The sequence below is a fragment of the Hymenobacter montanus genome, assembly GCF_014699115.1.
Lineage (GTDB): Bacteria > Bacteroidota > Bacteroidia > Cytophagales > Hymenobacteraceae > Hymenobacter > Hymenobacter montanus.
Map to the genome: position 1 here is coordinate 39550 of NZ_JACXAD010000011.1, position 16253 is coordinate 55802.

17 protein-coding genes and 1 pseudogene are annotated in these 16253 nt (G+C 55.4%); 6 read left to right on the plus strand and 12 right to left on the minus strand.

Going from position 1 to position 16253, the window contains the following annotated elements:
- Positions 1–21 precede the first annotated feature (21 nt).
- From IC235_RS11260 to IC235_RS11270, 3 genes are all read left to right on the plus strand, one after another.
- Positions 22–1062 (plus strand): hypothetical protein, encoded by a 1041-nt coding sequence (locus IC235_RS11260; protein WP_191005281.1) that lies wholly within the window; start codon positions 22–24, stop codon positions 1060–1062.
- Positions 1059–1607: a hypothetical protein gene (locus tag IC235_RS11265; RefSeq protein WP_191005282.1), complete on the plus strand. Its 549-nt coding sequence runs from the start codon at positions 1059–1061 to the stop codon at positions 1605–1607. The genes IC235_RS11260 and IC235_RS11265 overlap by 4 nt, the downstream gene beginning before the upstream one ends.
- A gap of 202 nt (positions 1608–1809) precedes the next feature.
- Positions 1810–2013: a hypothetical protein gene (locus IC235_RS11270; RefSeq protein WP_191005283.1), complete on the plus strand. Its 204-nt coding sequence runs from the start codon at positions 1810–1812 to the stop codon at positions 2011–2013.
- A gap of 127 nt (positions 2014–2140) precedes the next feature.
- Here the strand turns inward: IC235_RS11270 and IC235_RS11275 are convergent, their stop codons facing one another.
- From IC235_RS11275 to IC235_RS11285, 3 genes are all read right to left on the minus strand, one after another.
- Complete coding sequence (locus tag IC235_RS11275) at positions 2141–5296, minus strand: CehA/McbA family metallohydrolase (RefSeq protein ID WP_191005284.1); 3156 nt, start codon at positions 5294–5296, stop codon at positions 2141–2143.
- Between the two features lie 544 nt (positions 5297–5840).
- The gene (locus IC235_RS11280) at positions 5841–7355 is read right to left on the minus strand and encodes a P-loop NTPase fold protein (protein ID WP_191005285.1); all 1515 of its coding nucleotides are present in this window, start codon (positions 7353–7355) and stop codon (positions 5841–5843) included.
- Between the two features lie 71 nt (positions 7356–7426).
- Positions 7427–7759, minus strand: coding sequence for a hypothetical protein (locus IC235_RS11285; protein ID WP_191005286.1), 333 nt, complete (start codon positions 7757–7759; stop codon positions 7427–7429).
- A gap of 488 nt (positions 7760–8247) precedes the next feature.
- Between IC235_RS11285 and IC235_RS11290 the strand changes: the two genes are divergently transcribed.
- Positions 8248–8385: a hypothetical protein gene (locus tag IC235_RS11290; RefSeq protein WP_191005287.1), complete on the plus strand. Its 138-nt coding sequence runs from the start codon at positions 8248–8250 to the stop codon at positions 8383–8385.
- A gap of 239 nt (positions 8386–8624) precedes the next feature.
- Here IC235_RS11290 and IC235_RS11295 read toward each other — a convergent pair whose 3' ends face one another.
- From IC235_RS11295 to IC235_RS11330, 8 genes and pseudogenes are all read right to left on the minus strand, one after another.
- Positions 8625–8921 carry a hypothetical protein gene (locus IC235_RS11295; protein WP_191005288.1) on the minus strand — a complete coding sequence of 99 codons (297 nt, stop codon included), beginning with the start codon at positions 8919–8921 and terminating at the stop codon, positions 8625–8627.
- A gap of 77 nt (positions 8922–8998) precedes the next feature.
- A pseudogene (locus IC235_RS11300) lies at positions 8999–9102 on the minus strand.
- A 339-nt stretch (positions 9103–9441) separates the two neighbouring features.
- The gene (locus IC235_RS11305; protein WP_191005289.1) at positions 9442–9915 is read right to left on the minus strand and encodes a TIGR02391 family protein; all 474 of its coding nucleotides are present in this window, start codon (positions 9913–9915) and stop codon (positions 9442–9444) included.
- Between the two features lie 343 nt (positions 9916–10258).
- Positions 10259–10513 carry a hypothetical protein gene (locus tag IC235_RS11310; protein WP_191005290.1) on the minus strand — a complete coding sequence of 85 codons (255 nt, stop codon included), beginning with the start codon at positions 10511–10513 and terminating at the stop codon, positions 10259–10261.
- 832 nt (positions 10514–11345) lie between these two features.
- Entirely contained in the window at positions 11346–11558 is a 213-nt protein-coding gene (locus IC235_RS11315) for a hypothetical protein (RefSeq protein WP_191005291.1), read from the minus strand.
- Positions 11559–12154: 596 nt separating this feature from the next.
- Entirely contained in the window at positions 12155–12793 is a 639-nt protein-coding gene (locus IC235_RS11320; RefSeq protein ID WP_191005292.1) for a DUF6266 family protein, read from the minus strand.
- A gap of 122 nt (positions 12794–12915) precedes the next feature.
- A complete protein-coding gene (locus IC235_RS11325; protein ID WP_191005293.1) occupies positions 12916–13539 on the minus strand; it encodes a DUF6266 family protein in 624 nt (207 codons plus the stop codon).
- 54 nt (positions 13540–13593) lie between these two features.
- Positions 13594–14268 carry a thermonuclease family protein gene (locus IC235_RS11330; RefSeq protein WP_223847230.1) on the minus strand — a complete coding sequence of 225 codons (675 nt, stop codon included), beginning with the start codon at positions 14266–14268 and terminating at the stop codon, positions 13594–13596.
- Between the two features lie 73 nt (positions 14269–14341).
- On the opposite strand from IC235_RS11330, the gene IC235_RS11335 reads away from it, so the two are divergent.
- Together IC235_RS11335 and IC235_RS11340 are read left to right on the plus strand one after the other, a co-directional pair.
- Positions 14342–14548 carry a hypothetical protein gene (locus IC235_RS11335; RefSeq protein WP_191005294.1) on the plus strand — a complete coding sequence of 69 codons (207 nt, stop codon included), beginning with the start codon at positions 14342–14344 and terminating at the stop codon, positions 14546–14548.
- Positions 14549–14592: 44 nt separating this feature from the next.
- Positions 14593–14949, plus strand: coding sequence for a hypothetical protein (locus IC235_RS11340; RefSeq protein WP_191005295.1), 357 nt, complete (start codon positions 14593–14595; stop codon positions 14947–14949).
- Here IC235_RS11340 and IC235_RS11345 read toward each other — a convergent pair.
- Complete coding sequence (locus tag IC235_RS11345; RefSeq protein ID WP_191005296.1) at positions 14880–16187, minus strand: site-specific integrase; 1308 nt, start codon at positions 16185–16187, stop codon at positions 14880–14882. The genes IC235_RS11340 and IC235_RS11345 overlap by 70 nt on opposite strands.
- Positions 16188–16253: the final 66 nt, after the last annotated feature.

The following is a 16253-nucleotide window of genomic DNA, read 5'->3' on the forward strand; positions in this document are numbered from 1 at the left end:
GCTACGTGCGGCTGCTCGTGTTTGACGCCGACAGCAACCTGGTCGCTGCGCTTGCAAGTGGTCGTGCCGCAGGACGGGTACGTGAGTGCCTACGTGGGCAACGAGAGCAACGTCGACGTCTTCTTTGATGATGTTACCATTGAGCATCGCCAAGGACTGCAAGTGCAGGAGACGCAGTACGACCCTACGGGGCTGGAACTAGCTGGGCTCACGCGGGAGACGCCGGGCTTGAAACCGCTGAACCAGTACCGCTGGAATGGCAAGGAGTTCCAGGCCGACCTGGGCCTGAACTGGACCCAGCTCGACTGGCGCATGTTTGATGCCCAGATTGACCGCCTGCCCGGGGTGGACCCTGAGGTGGAGAAGGGCCAGGAAACGATGTCGCCTTATGCCTTCAGCTATGATAACGCCGTGCGTTTCAATGACCCCAACGGCCGGTGCCCGACTTGTCCGGATGCGGGCACTATGCAAACGGCGTGGCAGGAAGGGGTCGCCGCAGGGGAGGCTACGGGCGTACCCGCAGCGGCCTTGCCTGTGGCCATCTTGGTGACGGCTGGGGTTCTGATCGGGTCCGTGTGGGACCAATTACCTTCGTTACCTTCTCTAGAGCCAGGAGTCGTCACGCAAACGGCGACGATGGGTGGCTCTAATTATTATTTACCCCAAGGCTCAAAAGGATATCCCTCTGCCAAAGACGCTAACGGACGCGTCGACGCGAGACCAGCAAGAAGAGTAGGGGAAGGATCTAACAAAGGAAAACTCGGAAAAAAAGAGACCCGAGACCAAGTGAAAGAAATTGCCGATGACCTAGAAAGTAGTGGTCATACCATCACCGGCGGAGGGGGCAGACGCCCAGAAGAACGTATTCCTGGGCCTAAAGGTAAAAATAAGGGTAGTTCTTATCCAGACATTACGGCAACAAAAGATGGCAAAACGGTTCGAGTGAATACATATGATTCTAACAAAAATGGTATGCCAGACAAACGAGAAGCTGCAAATGCTATTCGGATTGGAGAACAAAAACCTAATGATGATTTACTATTAATTCCAAAACGGAAATGAGACCTGGAAGCAAACAACTCCTTTTCTTTCTTACTCCTGCCGAGCTTGTGGAGCTAATGGCAGCTTTTGAAAGTCAGAATGTAGTTTCATATCACCAAGCTGGCACTTTCCCCTCGCCCAAGACTCTAACAGCATTTTCGCTAATAGAGGAGGCTTCGCTCGGACACCTTACAAGCGGTGATTGGAATCAGTCACCCACATATTTGATATCTGCACCAGAGACCAAAATTGTTGTCCGAGAAATCATATTGCAGCGAGGAGGGTATTCGTATGCCATTGACCAGCAAAAAAACCCAGACACAGTAGTTTTCAAACCTAGCGGCATCTTTACTGAGGGGATATTGGTGGCGGGCTCCTTAGTGACTGGCTCATCCACCGCGTATTCTACAATGACATTCCAGGCCTTTGCCAAAATCATCAAGCAGCGCACTACCAGAATCGGTGTTTTTTATGTTGGTCCAGATGCTAGAGCAAAGCTTATGCTCGGCTGGCGGTTAGTTACTACTGCATCCTCTCCTAAAGAGTATGATTTAGCTCTCGATTAGCTTCAGCTTAAACAAGCAAAATATTCCATGTAACCGTAATTGTGTGCAAGTTCTTCACTTACGACCACGCGGGCCGGCTGCTGAGCACGAGCCAGCAACTGCCAGGCGAGGCGCAGGACACGCCTCTGGCTCGGGTGGAGTATACTGAACTGGGGCAGGTTCTGGGCAAGACCGTGGGCACGAGCCGGCTGCAACCGGATTCTTGCAGCCCTCGCCCAGCCAGCCGACCCCGCCCGATGGCGTGCGTCGCAGGGGACTGCCGCTGCTGCAAGTGGGCGTGGCGGCGGGGCTGGCCTCGGTGCCGCAGCTAAGTGGGGGCGTGTCCCGGGGATACCTGCGCCTGCTTGTGTTCGATGCCGACAGCAACCTGGTCGGGCAGCAGATCCAGCAGTTAGTGCGGCGTTGAACAACTATGAGCCGTTGCGCTTGCAGGTGGTCATGCCCCAGGACGGGTACATTAGAACTGATGAATAATCCAAGACTTCGCCTGATACTTCTATGCCCTGCTGCCAAAAAGATTGTTTTGCCGTAGCTTATGGCTCAACCGTCCAGCGAGTCGTCCACACCTGGGTACCAGTGGTAATCGTAACCACGTAGATGCCAGTGGTGGCCGTATTGGGCAGCAACAAGGGCACATCAGCGGTGTAGGTAGCTGGCTGGACCTGTTGGGTCGTAACCAGACGGCCTACCATATCCCGCACCGTCACCATCACCTGCTGGTCACTCAGGCCACGCAAGGCTAGCCGGCCGGCGCGACCAGCAACCGGGTTCGGATAAACGTTGGCCTGGGCCGCCTCGCGCGCAGTGGGCGCGAGGGTCACGACGGGACTATAGGTGGCCGTACCGTCGGTATCCACTTGGCGTAGCCGGTAATAGGTTAGCCCGGTCAACGGTTGCGGGTCGCGTAGCTCGTACGCCCGCGACAGGCTGCTGTTCCCAGCAGCTGGTTGGCGGCCTGCTTCCTGATAGTGGGTCCCGTCTGCCGAGCGCTCCACGACAAAGTACTCGCTGCGCAGTTCGCTGGCGGTAGCCCAGCGCAATATGGCCTGGTCCTCATTCTGTAACACAGCTTGGAAATGGGTTAGGGTTACTGGCAAGGGCAGCGCGTCGTTGCGGGTATAGCGAATCGGAGCGGTCCAAAATTTATCCCCATCCGCTTGGGTAATAACCGCATAATAATAGTACGTCGACGTGTTTGGGATGGGGTCGGTGTAGGTGAGAGTGGCGCTGCCCGCGCTGGCGGTAAGCTGCGTGGGCAGCGCACTGCTGCCTGGAATACCACTCATCAGCACGATAGAAGACACCGCATCGCCAGCGTCGGGGTCTACCACAGACACGGTGAAGGTAGGCGCACCCGGGCGGGTGAGTACGCTGCCCATGGGGGAAGTGCCGACGGAGAACGTTACCTCCGTATTGTCATCATCGGCGGCATAAAAGCGACGCTGTTGTAAAGCATCAAACAGCGCTGCACGGGTCAGCGTCGGCGCCAGTAGGACTAGGCGAGCATGCGAAGAGCGCCCGAATACGCTGTAGTGTGAGTCATGGTCCATCGTTGGCCCAACATGGTAGCCCTGTCGCAATGCCTCCTTGTACCGTGCCTCGAAGGTGCTGGTGCTGGGATTACTATAGTCAGTGGCCGTGGAGAAGGCCGGCCCTGACCGCATGGCCGCCCCCACCAACACCTGAGCCGTCGTGGAGTTGAGCGGATTACTGAGCAGGCCGTTGTAATCCGATGCCTGCGGATGAGCTAAGTAGGCAATGGCGCCGGGCTGTTGGGCCACGAGTGCAAACAGGTTCGTGTAGTTGCCTTTCGGCGAGTACACATCGTAGTTTCCTGGCTCCCAACCGATTAGCCGGTCATAGCCATATATAATTACGTGCCCACCCCCGCTGATGGTGCCGTACTCCATGCCATACAGTGTGACAAAGGTTCCGTCCTGGTTGGCTGCATTGGCCTGCGCCAAGCCCAGGGCGTAGTTGGGCAGACTCATTCCGGCTTGGCTGTGGTTATGCTCCGAGATCCCCATGAAGTCGAAACGTTGAGCCAGGCGCCCCAGGGCGTAGTCATCGGCGGGCGTCGAAGCACCTGAACTGCTCGCATCCTTGTTTCCATCGGAATAAGCGGAGTGTCCGTGCAGGTTGCCTCGGTAAAAATTATAACTGGTGCTGGTTGGCGGTTGAGGCGCCACGGCCGAGGCCGTGGCGGGGGTGCTGGTCAGGTAAGCCGCGGTGCAGCCGCTGCCGTTGAACTCGTACACGGCCGCGTGGTAGCGCAGGCCCACCGTCAGCCCTAACACCGTGACGCTCGTTCCGGTACCATCGTAGACTACGTACTCGTCGCTGCTCAAGGCGGTGCCGCTGCCATAACGGACATGGGCGGAGTAGCTGGTGGCATTGGCGGGCGTGGCAGTTACCGCCTGGGCCGGGCGCACGACCACTAAGCGGCGCGCGCCGTTACCGTTCTGCCAGGTGAACGTTAAGCCGTTGCCCACTGTAGACGGCGTAGCCGTGCCCTGGCTGGCGGGCAGCGTAGGGGAAGCCGCGACCACACAGGGCGGCGTTGTGAACGAACCGGAGAGGGGAGCACTTTGCAGGTAGTTGGCCGCGCAACCGGTTCCCTGCGCCTCGTAGGCAGTATAGTAATAAGTGGTGTTGGCCTGTAGATTGGTCAGGGTAGCACTCGTACCGGTGCTGTTGTACACGACGTATTCTCCCGAAGCCGGGCTGCTGCCAGATCCAAAGGCTGGATTGGCCGCGTAGGCGGTTCCATCAACTGGTACACTAACCGGAGCCTGTCCGGCACGCAGTACAACAAGGCGAGCGGTCCCGTTGCCCGATGCCCAGTTCACCCGGGCACTGCTGCTTGTGAGCTGGTCGACCATGCCTGCGAGCGGACCCGCGGTGGGCTCGGGGCCGGGTACGCAGGGCGCTGTGATGTAGAAGTTGTCGAACAACGCCGCCTCACTACCCGTGGTCGCGTGGTTCCAGAGGCAGCCCACATAGGGCAGGCTAACGCCCGTATACGTCGCGTCGGTGCCGGTGCCGATGGCCTGGAAGGTGCTGGTGCTGGGGTCTTGAAAGGCGGTGGTACTGGTACCTGCCTCCATCGTCCAACTGTCGTCGTCAGGAAAATAAGAGACGCGCAGTGTTAGGTAGGCCGTACCGTAATCGGTATTGGTGGTGAAAACGTTGGTCAGGTTTGAGTTTCTGCCCAGGCCCCCGGCAAAGCGTACAAGCCTAAAAGGATCAGGTGTGCCGGAATTGCCGACCACCACCGCGTAACCCGTCGTGGTATTGGCCAGCAGGTTGTCTGAGCTGGCCGCCAGCACGAACGCTACCCCGTAATTACTTCCGTCAAAGCCGCTGGGATTCGGGCGGGACTGGCGCAGGTTAAACGCCCAGGTGAGCTGTCCCGTATTATTACTGAGCATGGGATCATACTGCGTGGCGACGCTCCGGACAATGTAGTCCCGGCCCGCAGTGGTTCCGTTAGATAGCTTCAGTTGGTTGCCAACGATGGCGCAGCTACTTGATGACGATGATTCCACCTCCGTCCACCCATTGCCCACGCTGTTGCTGGCCGGGCGGTTGAAGTCGTCGAGTAGCGTGATGTTCTGGGCTTGCGTCGCCCCTACGCTTAAACTGAGGAAAACAAGTAAACAGAGGAAGTGAGGATAAAGACGCAGCATGCGGACGTAGCTAGGTAAGCTACAAAGATACGTGCGATAGTATTAACTAACTGTTAAACAATATTCTTATTCGAATGTACAAGGGGCAGAGGTGGATGTTGCGGGGGTGTGGCGCATGAGCAGGGTAGAATCCCTCAGCAATGAAAATGTCTCGGTCCCAGCTCTTGCAAATACCCTTCGCCGCTTCGTTCGGGTAGTTGACCAGGAAAATAGCGTGATTTAGCCAAGCCGCTACTGCTGCTTTTCCGCTCAGTATACTTTTGCCCTACAAGTATCCCTGCACGGGGTGGAGATGTGGAAAGGAAGGACCTCTCGTGCAGTGGCTTTCAGGTTGAACCGGTGGGGTAGACACCGCTCAGCCCGAGCCGCCACTTCAAGGCCGCTGCATTGGTGCGGCGGCCTTTTTGTGCCATGTCGGGTGCCTAACAATAGCCCAAGCCTCGGCTCCGCAAGCATACCCGCGAATATGTGGTGAGCGAGTTAGCCGAGGCGTTTTAAATGAGTTCGGCTGCGGTCACAGGTATTCTTTGCCGGGCGTAGGGTGCTATCGCAGGTAACCAGTCTTTTGTAATATACCAAAGGCTTGATGCAGCAACCCAAAGAAATCAATTTTAAAGACAATAGTAGGAGCCATTACATTATTTCCGTTTAGGGATATTAAATTCCCATAGTATAAGTTACGACCGCTTCCGTATTTATATAGATTATATTGTACGCTTTGCTCATTATGTGGGTTTCTATAGTTAAAGGCAGCATTAAGGTCGTGCGTAAACTGATGCTGCTCATAACCTAAAATGGGCAGCATCAAACCAATGAGCCAATCTTGGTGGATTTCCGCAAAGGTTTTATACTCCTCGCTGCGCTCATGTTGCATCGTCCGCCGAAGCGCTTTTTCCATCGGTTCGCTTCCTCCTAAGATTTTATGGAGAATCTTCAACGAGACAGCCGCTGGAATCTGCCAGTCCCTGACTTCGTGGGCCGAGGGAGAGCTTAGCCCGAGTGAGCCCGCATTAAGACGACTTCTCACATTGTAACCCGTCATAATTCGGCGTACCATCAACGCCTCGGCATGTACTAATTCGGTCAATACCACTTCAAGCAAGCTCCGCCCGTTCCCACGGTCCCCCCGCAGTATGTGTTCTTCGTAATAGTGTTTGCTCTCCTCGTTAAACTGAACCGCCTGCACGATTTTATCCACTGCCTTTCGAACCTCTGCTGCGTTGTTGAAAAAATAGACTTCCTTGCTGTAAAACTTGTCGATATAGCCCGAAAAGTCCGTGTCGGCCCCATAGCGGGTTAGGAAAATGTTCTTGATGTTTTTGATGTCGCACACGAACAAGACCTTGTCAAAACCAAACTTGTTGCGGTTGGTCTTGTGATAGTCGAGGTGAGCGCTGAAAATATTGAACAAGCGAAAAATATGCTCGGGGTCGATGCGGTCGAGGTCGTCGATAATTAGCACCTTGACTTTGGCTTGCTTCTCCGTGGCGAGCCGGGTAATGCTCTCTTCTAAGAACGCGGTGATGTGGTCTGCCTCTAGTGTGAAGTGCTTGGCAATCTCTTCGGCCGCTTTTTCTACCTCACTATCAACGCCGGGCATGTTCCGTTCTTTTTCAAGTTCCTGTATCGTAGTAAGCCACCCATACAACGCTCCCACAATGGTTGGGATGCCTTCAGCGGATTTGTTGAGCAAGGGCAGCACCTTCATAAAACCCTCGGCAATGCTCTGTGCTTTCCCCGGCATCGCCACGCCATAAGCTACGCTTCGGTTGATTACCACCGGGTCAGTATCCAGCTCCAGGCCGTGGTGGAGCAGCAGCTCAAATAAGACGTCGTACTTGATGAGCTTGAATATGTCCTCATTGGCCGAAACCGAATAGTTTACCGGGGCCAGCTTTACAGCCAGGTACTCGCTGTTGGTCGGTGCAAAAAACTTATCCAGAAAGTACGTCTTCCCGATACCGAAGGCTCCGGAAAAGATGATGCGGTCGTTGTTTTCTTCCTCAAAATGTTCCTTGAAAAGTGCGCTTTGGTGCTTAATCGAGATTTGAATGGACATATAGAAAGGAGGAAAAGTAGGGCTATCAAGCTACGAAAAAGCCCCGACTGGTGGGCCGGGGCTTGGCTTGGTCATCGGGTGGCTGTATCTGAATCTGACGGCCAATTCTCTTCGTCCTCAGCGGGGCGGTCGTTATCAAACTGCTTAAACGAGTTCCACTCGGAGCGACGTACTCCTGGCTTGGGTTCAAGTATATAGGTTTTGTTACCTATCTTAAGAGTGCCCAACGTCTTGCCTTGTCCATGCTTTTTCACTGCATTAGCAACAAAGTAGGCCCACAGTTGCTGGTTGCCCTCAAGGGGAGACATGGCATCTTCTGTAACACTGATGCACAGCATCGTTGTGTCGCTGTGCAGGGAGAAATGCTTGTAGCGGTAGGGAATGAGTGAGGCGTTGTAGGGCATATCGAAAAAGATTGATTTCTGCCCCAAGCTACGGAAAAGCCCCGACCTTCCTCAACCGGTGTTTTTCTTATTTCTGGTTTCAAGCCTGCCACTCCAGGCTACCCTCGCCCGCGTCTGCATCCCGAAATGCATCCTCATAGTCCGGTTGCGCCCTGGTCTTCGTAGCTTACATCTTGTGCCCCGTCGTAGTCGAGCACTTCCTCTTTGTTCAGTTTTACCGTTGCCATAACAGTAATGTTTTTCATTCCTGCTAAGGTAAGTAGTACTAGCATAGATGGCAATGATAAAATGTATGAGGGAAAATATGATGGAAAGTATGATGGATTCGTAGGGCTGCGCTAGAAATGCCATAGTACCTTTGCCCCACTCGCGTTACCAAGTCCCCAGACTAACGGCTACCCTTGAAAAAGGGAAGGCCCGAACTGTTGGAGCAGCCGGGCCTTCGAGAAGTGCAGGGGTTTTCTGACAACCCTTTTACTTCATGCAAAATGGAAAAGGACAAAGCGAGTGCGGGTTTTGAGTTGGAGCTCAAAATCCGGATGCCACCGAAGCTGTTCAAATGGCTTCTGTGGCTTCTAGCGGGCGGCGGCGCCCTATCGGCAGCCGCAAGCCACTGGATTAACTAGGGCAAGGGGCTGGGCCGCAAGGTTCGGCCCCTTGTTTTTGTGGGTCTACGATACAAATCTAACAGAAGTTTATTAGATTCTATCAACAAGCGTGGAATATTCCATAGGACCTGCTAGCTAACACCTGTTGGTAGCCAGCGGTTTGCGCCTCTATTTTTTCTGCATTTGTTGACGATTCGCCTCAACGATTGCCCCACGCAAAAGGTGGCCTATGTCGGTTGTGCCGCAGATGAATGATGCTACAGCCTGCCTCCTCGCTTGTTGAAGAACTCGTCCACCATGCTCTTTAAGTGGACCGTGCTGGTGTGCATGTATTCGCCCCGCAGCAATACCATAGATGAATCAAGCCGTTCATCTGTCGCCAGCCAAAAGGCGCTGTAATCGGCTGCCGCGTGCGCATACAAGGCGTTTTGGGATTTAACAGAAACGTCTTTGTGCTTAAAGATTATGTGACCTTCGCTTGGAAAGGTATTGCGAGCCGGCGAAACCTGGTCGAATCCAGCAGCGGTAAAATCTTGTGCAGTGATTTCTGGCATGGGTAGAAAATTAGGATGTTGGTCTGCCAAGCTACGAAAAAGCCCCGGCTCGTTTGAGGAGTCAGGGCTTTGTTATGAGGTGGAGGGGAGAATCGAACTCCCGCCCTCTATCGACTCTTAGGCGTTCATTGTCCGGGTTACCGAGCACGGCTAGAGCATTTACCGTTACCAACGCTCCACCGAAACGAGGGATGCTCCAACTGTTATTACTGCAAGTGTTGCCATAATCTTTAGGTTTAGAAGTTTAACAATAGCCACAAGAAACGGAGCCGTGTAGTGCAGGGCGAAGCTCTCCGCTACAAACTTCACGGTTCGTGAAACGATGGGTTTATTGGTAAATGCTCTAACCGCTGCAATCAACTTTGCGGACGAACACACTAAGACGCCGGCCTAGGCGCCACAGGTGGCGCGTTTTTCCTTTACCTAAATATATGCGAATAGCAGGCAATTCTGTACTAGATTGACTACTAGCTGTCGATGGTGATGCCCAAGCGACGGGCTTCGTCAAGGGCGAAGGACGCTAAGCGTTCGGGGTGTTGGGTATCTGCACGGTTGCTTCGTCCAGATTCCGAAGCAGGACACTAGCAAAGGAAAGCCATTCTAGCGCACGCTGGGCATCGTGGGTGCCGCCTAGGCTGTGGGCCTTTGGGTTGCGAATGGCCAGCATGGCTCCCCGAAAAAGCGAAAGAAACCCCTGCTGCTCGTCGGGGCTATTGCCGATTTTGAGCACGGGGTTGCCGGGCGAAAAAGCAGTTTCCATCAGTCGCGTGCCGCTGCCGGTGAGCTGCGACTTCTGCTGCACTGCACGGTCCAAGGCAATGCAGGCATCGAGCAGGGCTTGGCGGTAGTGGCCAGTGGCGTATAAAGAGCCGGCGGCGTGCTGGATGGTGGGGTGCAGGTAGGTGAGTGGAGAAGTCGTAGCCTGCTCAACCGCCCTTTCACTAAGCAGTTTCGGTGCTTCAAACGGGCCGTACTCTTGTTTTATCCAAGCCAACCAGCGATTAATTGTATTAAGCGCATAATCAAAATCCTTAGCGGAATTCTTTATTGGACCTACGTCGGTTGGCGATGATACGAAGCTAGGCTTGTACTCTATCGAATAAGGTAAGAGAGTGGTCGTTACCGCCCGTACAACAGTCTTTGTTGTTACAGGGGAAGCCGTTGGCAGCACTGTATGTCGGGCGAAAGTAAAATAAAAATCAGCCCTATTATACTTAATTACAAGCTCATTGTGAGTGTTCGTTAACTCGAAGTCTTGCTCTATAAGTCCTCGATTGCGAATAGCAGCACGGACTTGATTGATATATCTAGGAGTAATCATAAATGGTTATTTCGCGCTACTTATCCAGCCCTAGCCGGTCAATGATGTATTCGCTCCGGCCCAGCTTGGTATACTCAGCATCGGTGAAGGAGAGGATAGCCCATCTGCCCGGTTCTGTGACTGGCTCCACCCGCTGGCACCTAGCCACGTAGCAGTTGCTGGTAATGGTAAGCAACACCAATGCCCCATAGAGCAGCCAGCGATTGCGGCGCTGCTGGCGGGTAAGGGTACGATGATAGCCGTTGCGGTAGCGGGCGGGGAGGTGGCGCATGGGTAGATAGAGGACTGCCAAGCTACGAAGACGCCCCGACTATTGCATTGAGAAAACTTCCTCTTTTTTCCCTAACCAGAAAGTATTTATAAACCAGCAACACCGAACCTAATCAGCCAAACCAGTTACAGTCCTGCACCAACTGTAAAAAACTTACCCATACTCGCTGCCGGTATAGTTACAAAAAGAGGTTAGCCTGCTTTTCCACATTATGCTGAAGTCCAATATATTACAAATAAGACTCAAGTCCTTCCAGTTATTGAAACTAAAGAATAGGTTGGAATGGGCCTCTTACACCCAGTATCTTTAGCCTATCGCACGGTAGTCTCCCGCCAAAGCGCCACCTGTAAAAAGGTGAAGCCCCGGCTGCTGGTAACAACCGAGGCTTCTAGAAGTGGGTGCGTACACACCCTTTCTTCAAGCAAAAATGAAACGGGAACGTACGAAACAACTACTGCAAAAAGTCTGCGAGGGCGTTTTGCTCGGGTTGGTGAGTGGGGCAGCGAAAGCCATTGGCTTTGTGTTGCTCTCTCACTTCCTCCGGTAGTGGTCAGGGGGTTGGGCCTTGTGCCCGGCCCCCTGTTTTTATATACGCACAAAGTAACGCAAAGGAATCCATAAGTTGCAAAAGCTAACAACTTTTGTGGTCAAAAAATCACAAAAGTTGCAAAACAAACAGAAAACTTGATAGAAAAGCCAAAGGATTTGCGAAAAAAGTCAAAGGATTTGCGAAAAAAGTCAAAGGATTTGCGAAAAAACCAAATACTTGCGAGGAAAAGTTGAGAGAGTTGTTGAGGAAACAAAGATTTGCGTTAAGAATTGTCGGGGTGCGTTAGACCTCCCGCAGAAGCTGGATTTCTGTTTGGTTGGCTTCGTCGGCCAGGTCGTAGGAGTTCACGGCATCCAGGCGGTAGGCCGCGCCGTGCAGATAAACCGCCCGGCCGGGCGTGAGCTGGCGGTACAGCGCTGGCGTCAGGTTGCCCGTGCACTTCGCCAAATGCCCCCGCACGGCCCGGCGCACGGTGTCGGCGTAGTAGGTAGCCACTGCGCCGGCGCTGCCTGCCCAGCGCAGCGAGCCGTCCCAAGCCGAGGTAGCCTCAGGGCGAGCTTATATAGAGAACTTACTTATCCAATCCCAGCCGGTCAATAATGTACTCGCTCCGGCCCAGCTTGGCCGTGCTTGCCAATTTGCCCAGCTTCTCATACTTGGCATCGGTGAAGGAGAGAATAGCCATGTACCCAGCCCAGTTCTGTTACTGGCTCCACCCGCTGGCACCCGGCTACGAAGCGGTTGCCGGTGATAGTGAGCAGCACCAGTGCCCCATAGAGCAACTGGCGGTTACAGCGCTGCTGGCGGGTGAGAGTACGGTGGTAACCGGTACGGTAGCGGGCGGGGAGGTGGCGCATGCAGTGGGTAGAGACGCCAAGCTACGAACAAGCCCAGCTTATATTAGGGCTTGGGCGCTTTGTTGTTTGCCCCAGCGTACCCTGTGCAAAAGGTGGCCTATGCTGCTTCGCGCACATGAAAAAGGCTTTTAAAGCGGTGAGTCAGCTCCTGACACAACAAGCAATTATATGCTAGATCAGACAAAGGGGTAACCGAGGCAAGCGGCATTTTTAAAAGCACACCCTCCCCGCGGCCTAGCTGCCTACGTCCGTGGCCGTAGGGCTGGTGGCTGGGCTGTTGGCCCGTTTGAAATAAGCGTATGCACGATAGGTAGAGGGCAATACACCTGTAGGAACAAGAATACCTGTAGCGAACTCTTCTTGGGCTCGAGTGCCTACATTGGTATCGGTCACAACTACACCGAGTACTGTACTATAGATAGCAAAACCAATCAGGTCAGTTGGTAGTGCGGCCGACCCATCGGAATTATCACTCCACGTAAGCAATAATTCACGGGTCACGGCATTCGCCTCCACTCCAAGGTTCAGATTCTGCACCCCACCAACGATACCAGAAGAAATGGACAGCCGGGCCATATCGATGCTGGCAACCATCCCGTTGTCGGTTACCAAGTCAGCATTGGCCCGCTGGAACGCGTTTTGTGCCGTGATTTTCGCCGCGGCCACACTGAAACCTTGACGGATAACAGGTGCCAGGGCACTGGATAGCCGGGCCAACAAGGCAAATTTCCGGCGCTGGGCGGCCTGGGCAGGCGTATTGCTGCTATTGTTACCCACCTTCTGCCGCATCAGGTTAACACCATTTGCTTTGCTAAATGTCAGCTGCCCCGCGCTACCCTCAATGTCGCCGAGTAAACTTCTGATTTGCGCCATATTTGAAAAGGTTAAAACAGATTATTGCTTCTACCTAACTCCTAGCCTCCTCCTAGCTGTGGAGCGCTAAAAGCCCCGACCAGACTAGACTGGCCGGGGTTTTCCATGCTGCACCGCTCGGATTAAACTAGTGCCACGTACGACGTGGTGCTCGAATCCGCCCCATCCGCCCGGGTGAAAAACGCATAGGCCGCGTAGTTGGCTTTGTTGGCCGCAGTCAGGCCCGGCACCGCCAGTACCTGAAGCGAGGCGCTCCGAGCGGCCCCCTGGATGGTATAGGTTGCCCCCGTCGCCTTTTCGATGACCACCACCGTGATCTTGTCCGTAGGTAGGCCCTCTGTCCCATTCGCGTTGTTGGCGAACGCAAACGAGACACTGTTAGCCGAAGCCGTCGCCACCAAGTTCGCCACTCCCAGCACCGAGCCGGCCGACAAAATCAGAGCCGGGTATAGGATACTACCCACAGCATCCGAATCGGCCGTGGTGTTCTTGAAGTTCGCCCCGATAAAGCGGTTGTAGCTCGTCTGAGCACCTTCTTTCAGAAAGCCCCGCTGAATCGCCACTGGCATCTTACTATAGGCTATCGCCAGCTCCGCAAAGCGGGCCCGGATGGACCGCTGCGCAAATGTATTGCTGCCATTGGACCCCACTTTTTGCCGCATGATATTGATCCCATTGCGCTTGGTGAATGTCATTTGCCCCGCGCTGCCCTCGATGTCACCAAGGAGGCTCCGTACTCGTGCCATAATTGAAAAGGTAAAAAGGTAAAAAATGAAGTAACTGCCTGCTCATTGACTGCTCTACCAGGCACAGGCGCCCCAGTGCAGTAATTTTTCTTGCTTCGTATACACCCGCCAAATGGCGGGCCGAATCGGCTCCGCCGTGCCGCACTTCCATAAACCTCGGCCCGCATTGCGCGCCAGCAGTTCCTGCCCGGCGCGGGCCGGCGCCGCCCCACCCGGCGCGTACGCCCAGGCCCAGCCCCGCACCACCAGCAGCGAATCCAGCGCCACCGCCCGGGCTGGGCCGAAGGCTACCGGCTGCAGCTTCACCTGGCCCAGGTTCCGCCTATAGGCGTCCAGCCCTTCGGCCCGTACCAGCACGTACTTACCTAGCACCCGCGCCCGGACTGAGTCCGTAGCTTGCCGCCCAAAGGGCTGCCCCGCCTCCGGCGCGTCCACGCCCACTAGCCGCACCGTCGCCACACCCGCGACCATCTGCACCGAATACGTGTCCGCGTCTAGCACCCGCACCACTTTCAGCATGCGCCACCCACCCACCGGTAGCACCACCGGGGCCGGAGCTGGGTACAACTGCCGCCGCAACTGCGACGCTCGCACCGTGATAGCTGGTGCCTGTTGGGCGCGCACCACACAGCCGCGCGGTGCCACCGCCACCCCCATAGCAGCTACGACCACCGAGCCGGCCGCCAGTAGTACCCGAACACCCAAACGAAGTAGCCCCAGCCTGTTCATGGCCTGAACCTACTAACGTCCTTATCTCGTTGTATATTCGCATATCCCACACCCCCCAGAACTACCCCGTTTTATGGCACAGGTCAGCATCCGACCCAAAGAAGCGGCCCACCTTCGCGGTACCGGCTACGATGCCGCCAAAGCCCTATTGCAACGCATTCGCGCTCACTTCAACAAGGCCGCCCGCACAGATGTCAGCGTGGGCGAGTTCTGCCAGTTCACCGGCCTGCCCCTGGCCGAAGTAACCGCCGCCCTGCAACCAACCTACAAACAGGGTTAACCCCAGCCTGCCAAGACGTAATTCACGCCTGCCCCCGCTTTTCAGTGCACGGGTTTTTCCTGCTAGTACTAACCGCCGGCCTTGCATCCTCGACGACCCCGCCGCTCTCGGCGATGACGGCCGCCGAGGCCGCCCGCCCCGGTCAGTACGTGCACGTGCGCGCCACCATCGCCCGCACCTACAACGCCAGAAGCGGCTACGTCTTTCTAAACCTCGATCAGCCCCGCCCGGCCTGCCTGTTAGAGGTTGTCGTAAAGCCCGAGTTGGTGGGCAAGTTTGCAGCAGCACCGACGCAACTAGCGGGTCGTGTGGTGCTAGTCCAAGGTTACGTTCAGGCCGCCGAAGGCTCCACCGCACAAATCTGGCTCGACTGGGCTCCCGTGCTGTCCATCGCTCCCTGACCTTCCCACACCCGTCGCATCGTCTGGTGTTGCAAGTCCTCTATCACCTTCGCATAAATAAGCGTGGTTTGAATCTTGGCGTGCCCCATCACCTTTTGCAGTACCTCTACCGGCATTCCCCGAAGCAAGCTTTGTGTTGCAAACGTGTGCCGCGCCGTGTGCGTGGTCAACAACTCGTACTTCGGCACCGAAGATTTAATAATTACTCCGTCCACCTGCTCAGCAACTACCACTGGCGCCGTTAGTCCAGCATACTTCCCAACTCGTTTCAGGTAACGATTCATCACCTGGTTAGCCAGCACCGGCAGCAGCCGCAGCCGTTCCCGATCAGCGTACTTATCCAGAATAGCTCCAGCCGCTTCCGTCAGGTAGATGCTTACTCCGGTCCGCGTCTTGGTTTGAACCAGCCGCAGCACCCGCGCACCGTTCCACTCATGCAAATTGCCTGGCTGCAACGCCCACACGTCCGAATAACGTAACCCAGTATAGCAGCAAAACAAAAGCACATCCCGCACCCGCCCCAAGTACTCCGGCAGCATGACCGTGGCCAATGCCTTCAGGTCATCGGCCGAGAGCCACATTTTCACCACATCTGCGTGGCGCCCCTGCAACTTTCGCAGTTCCACCCCCACCGCAAGCCCCCGCTCCTCCCGGCACCACCGAAGCAACACCTTCAGCCCGCGCACCACCGACGCCACCGTGTTCTGGGCCAGGTTGCGGTCGAAGCGCAGGTAAGTTAAAAGCCGGTCATGTGTAGCCAGGTCGTAGGTAGTGGGGTCCAGTAGTTCACCACTGGCCTGCTCATAAGCCACCAACCAGCTGCCCATCATCTTACGTTGCCGCAACGTATGATCCGCATATCCCCGAGCCCGCAATGCAAGCCCATGTTCCTCATTTAGTTGCGTGAGCGAGTACTGCTCGACCACCGCCACTTTCGCCGCAGGGGCAGGGCGCAGCGCAGCCCGCAAACCCGCCAGCGTCGGCGCTTCGCCCGTCGCCCGCAGGGTGCGCCACCAACTCAGCACATCCGCCGTGAGGCGGGCCAGCAGCCGGTTGGCATCTTCCGCCAGCGGGTAAGAGCGCCGGAACTGTTGCCGGTCAGCATTCCAGTCAGTAACCTTGCATTTCTCTCCGATAGAGCAAGCCAGCCGGGCACCGTCGAAGTACACAATCATTTGCACCGGGCATTCTCCCGCCGCGTTTTTCTTCTGCTTACGCAGCACAAATTGGGTAACCATAATGGGTAGCGTCCAGGGTCGCGTCGCTCACGCCGTTAAGTGAAAGATTCACGCCTAGGAGTACCG

What these genes read in the sequence shown, in the direction of transcription:
- IC235_RS11320 (WP_191005292.1), bottom strand. Translation starts at nt 12,793, where the DNA reads ATGGCGCAAATCAGAAGTTTACTCGGCGACATTGAGGGTAGCGCGGGG.
- IC235_RS11345 (WP_191005296.1), bottom strand. Translation starts at nt 16,187, where the DNA reads ATGGTTACCCAATTTGTGCTGCGTAAGCAGAAGAAAAACGCGGCGGGA.
- IC235_RS11310 (WP_191005290.1), bottom strand. Translation starts at nt 10,513, where the DNA reads ATGCGCCACCTCCCCGCCCGCTACCGCAACGGCTATCATCGTACCCTT.
- IC235_RS11265 (WP_191005282.1), top strand. Translation starts at nt 1,059, where the DNA reads ATGAGACCTGGAAGCAAACAACTCCTTTTCTTTCTTACTCCTGCCGAG.
- IC235_RS11325 (WP_191005293.1), bottom strand. Translation starts at nt 13,539, where the DNA reads ATGGCACGAGTACGGAGCCTCCTTGGTGACATCGAGGGCAGCGCGGGG.
- IC235_RS11285 (WP_191005286.1), bottom strand. Translation starts at nt 7,759, where the DNA reads ATGCCCTACAACGCCTCACTCATTCCCTACCGCTACAAGCATTTCTCC.
- IC235_RS11275 (WP_191005284.1), bottom strand. Translation starts at nt 5,296, where the DNA reads ATGCTGCGTCTTTATCCTCACTTCCTCTGTTTACTTGTTTTCCTCAGT.
- IC235_RS11295 (WP_191005288.1), bottom strand. Translation starts at nt 8,921, where the DNA reads ATGCCAGAAATCACTGCACAAGATTTTACCGCTGCTGGATTCGACCAG.
- IC235_RS11280 (WP_191005285.1), bottom strand. Translation starts at nt 7,355, where the DNA reads ATGTCCATTCAAATCTCGATTAAGCACCAAAGCGCACTTTTCAAGGAA.
- IC235_RS11330 (WP_223847230.1), bottom strand. Translation starts at nt 14,268, where the DNA reads ATGAACAGGCTGGGGCTACTTCGTTTGGGTGTTCGGGTACTACTGGCG.
- IC235_RS11290 (WP_191005287.1), top strand. Translation starts at nt 8,248, where the DNA reads ATGGAAAAGGACAAAGCGAGTGCGGGTTTTGAGTTGGAGCTCAAAATC.
- IC235_RS11335 (WP_191005294.1), top strand. Translation starts at nt 14,342, where the DNA reads ATGGCACAGGTCAGCATCCGACCCAAAGAAGCGGCCCACCTTCGCGGT.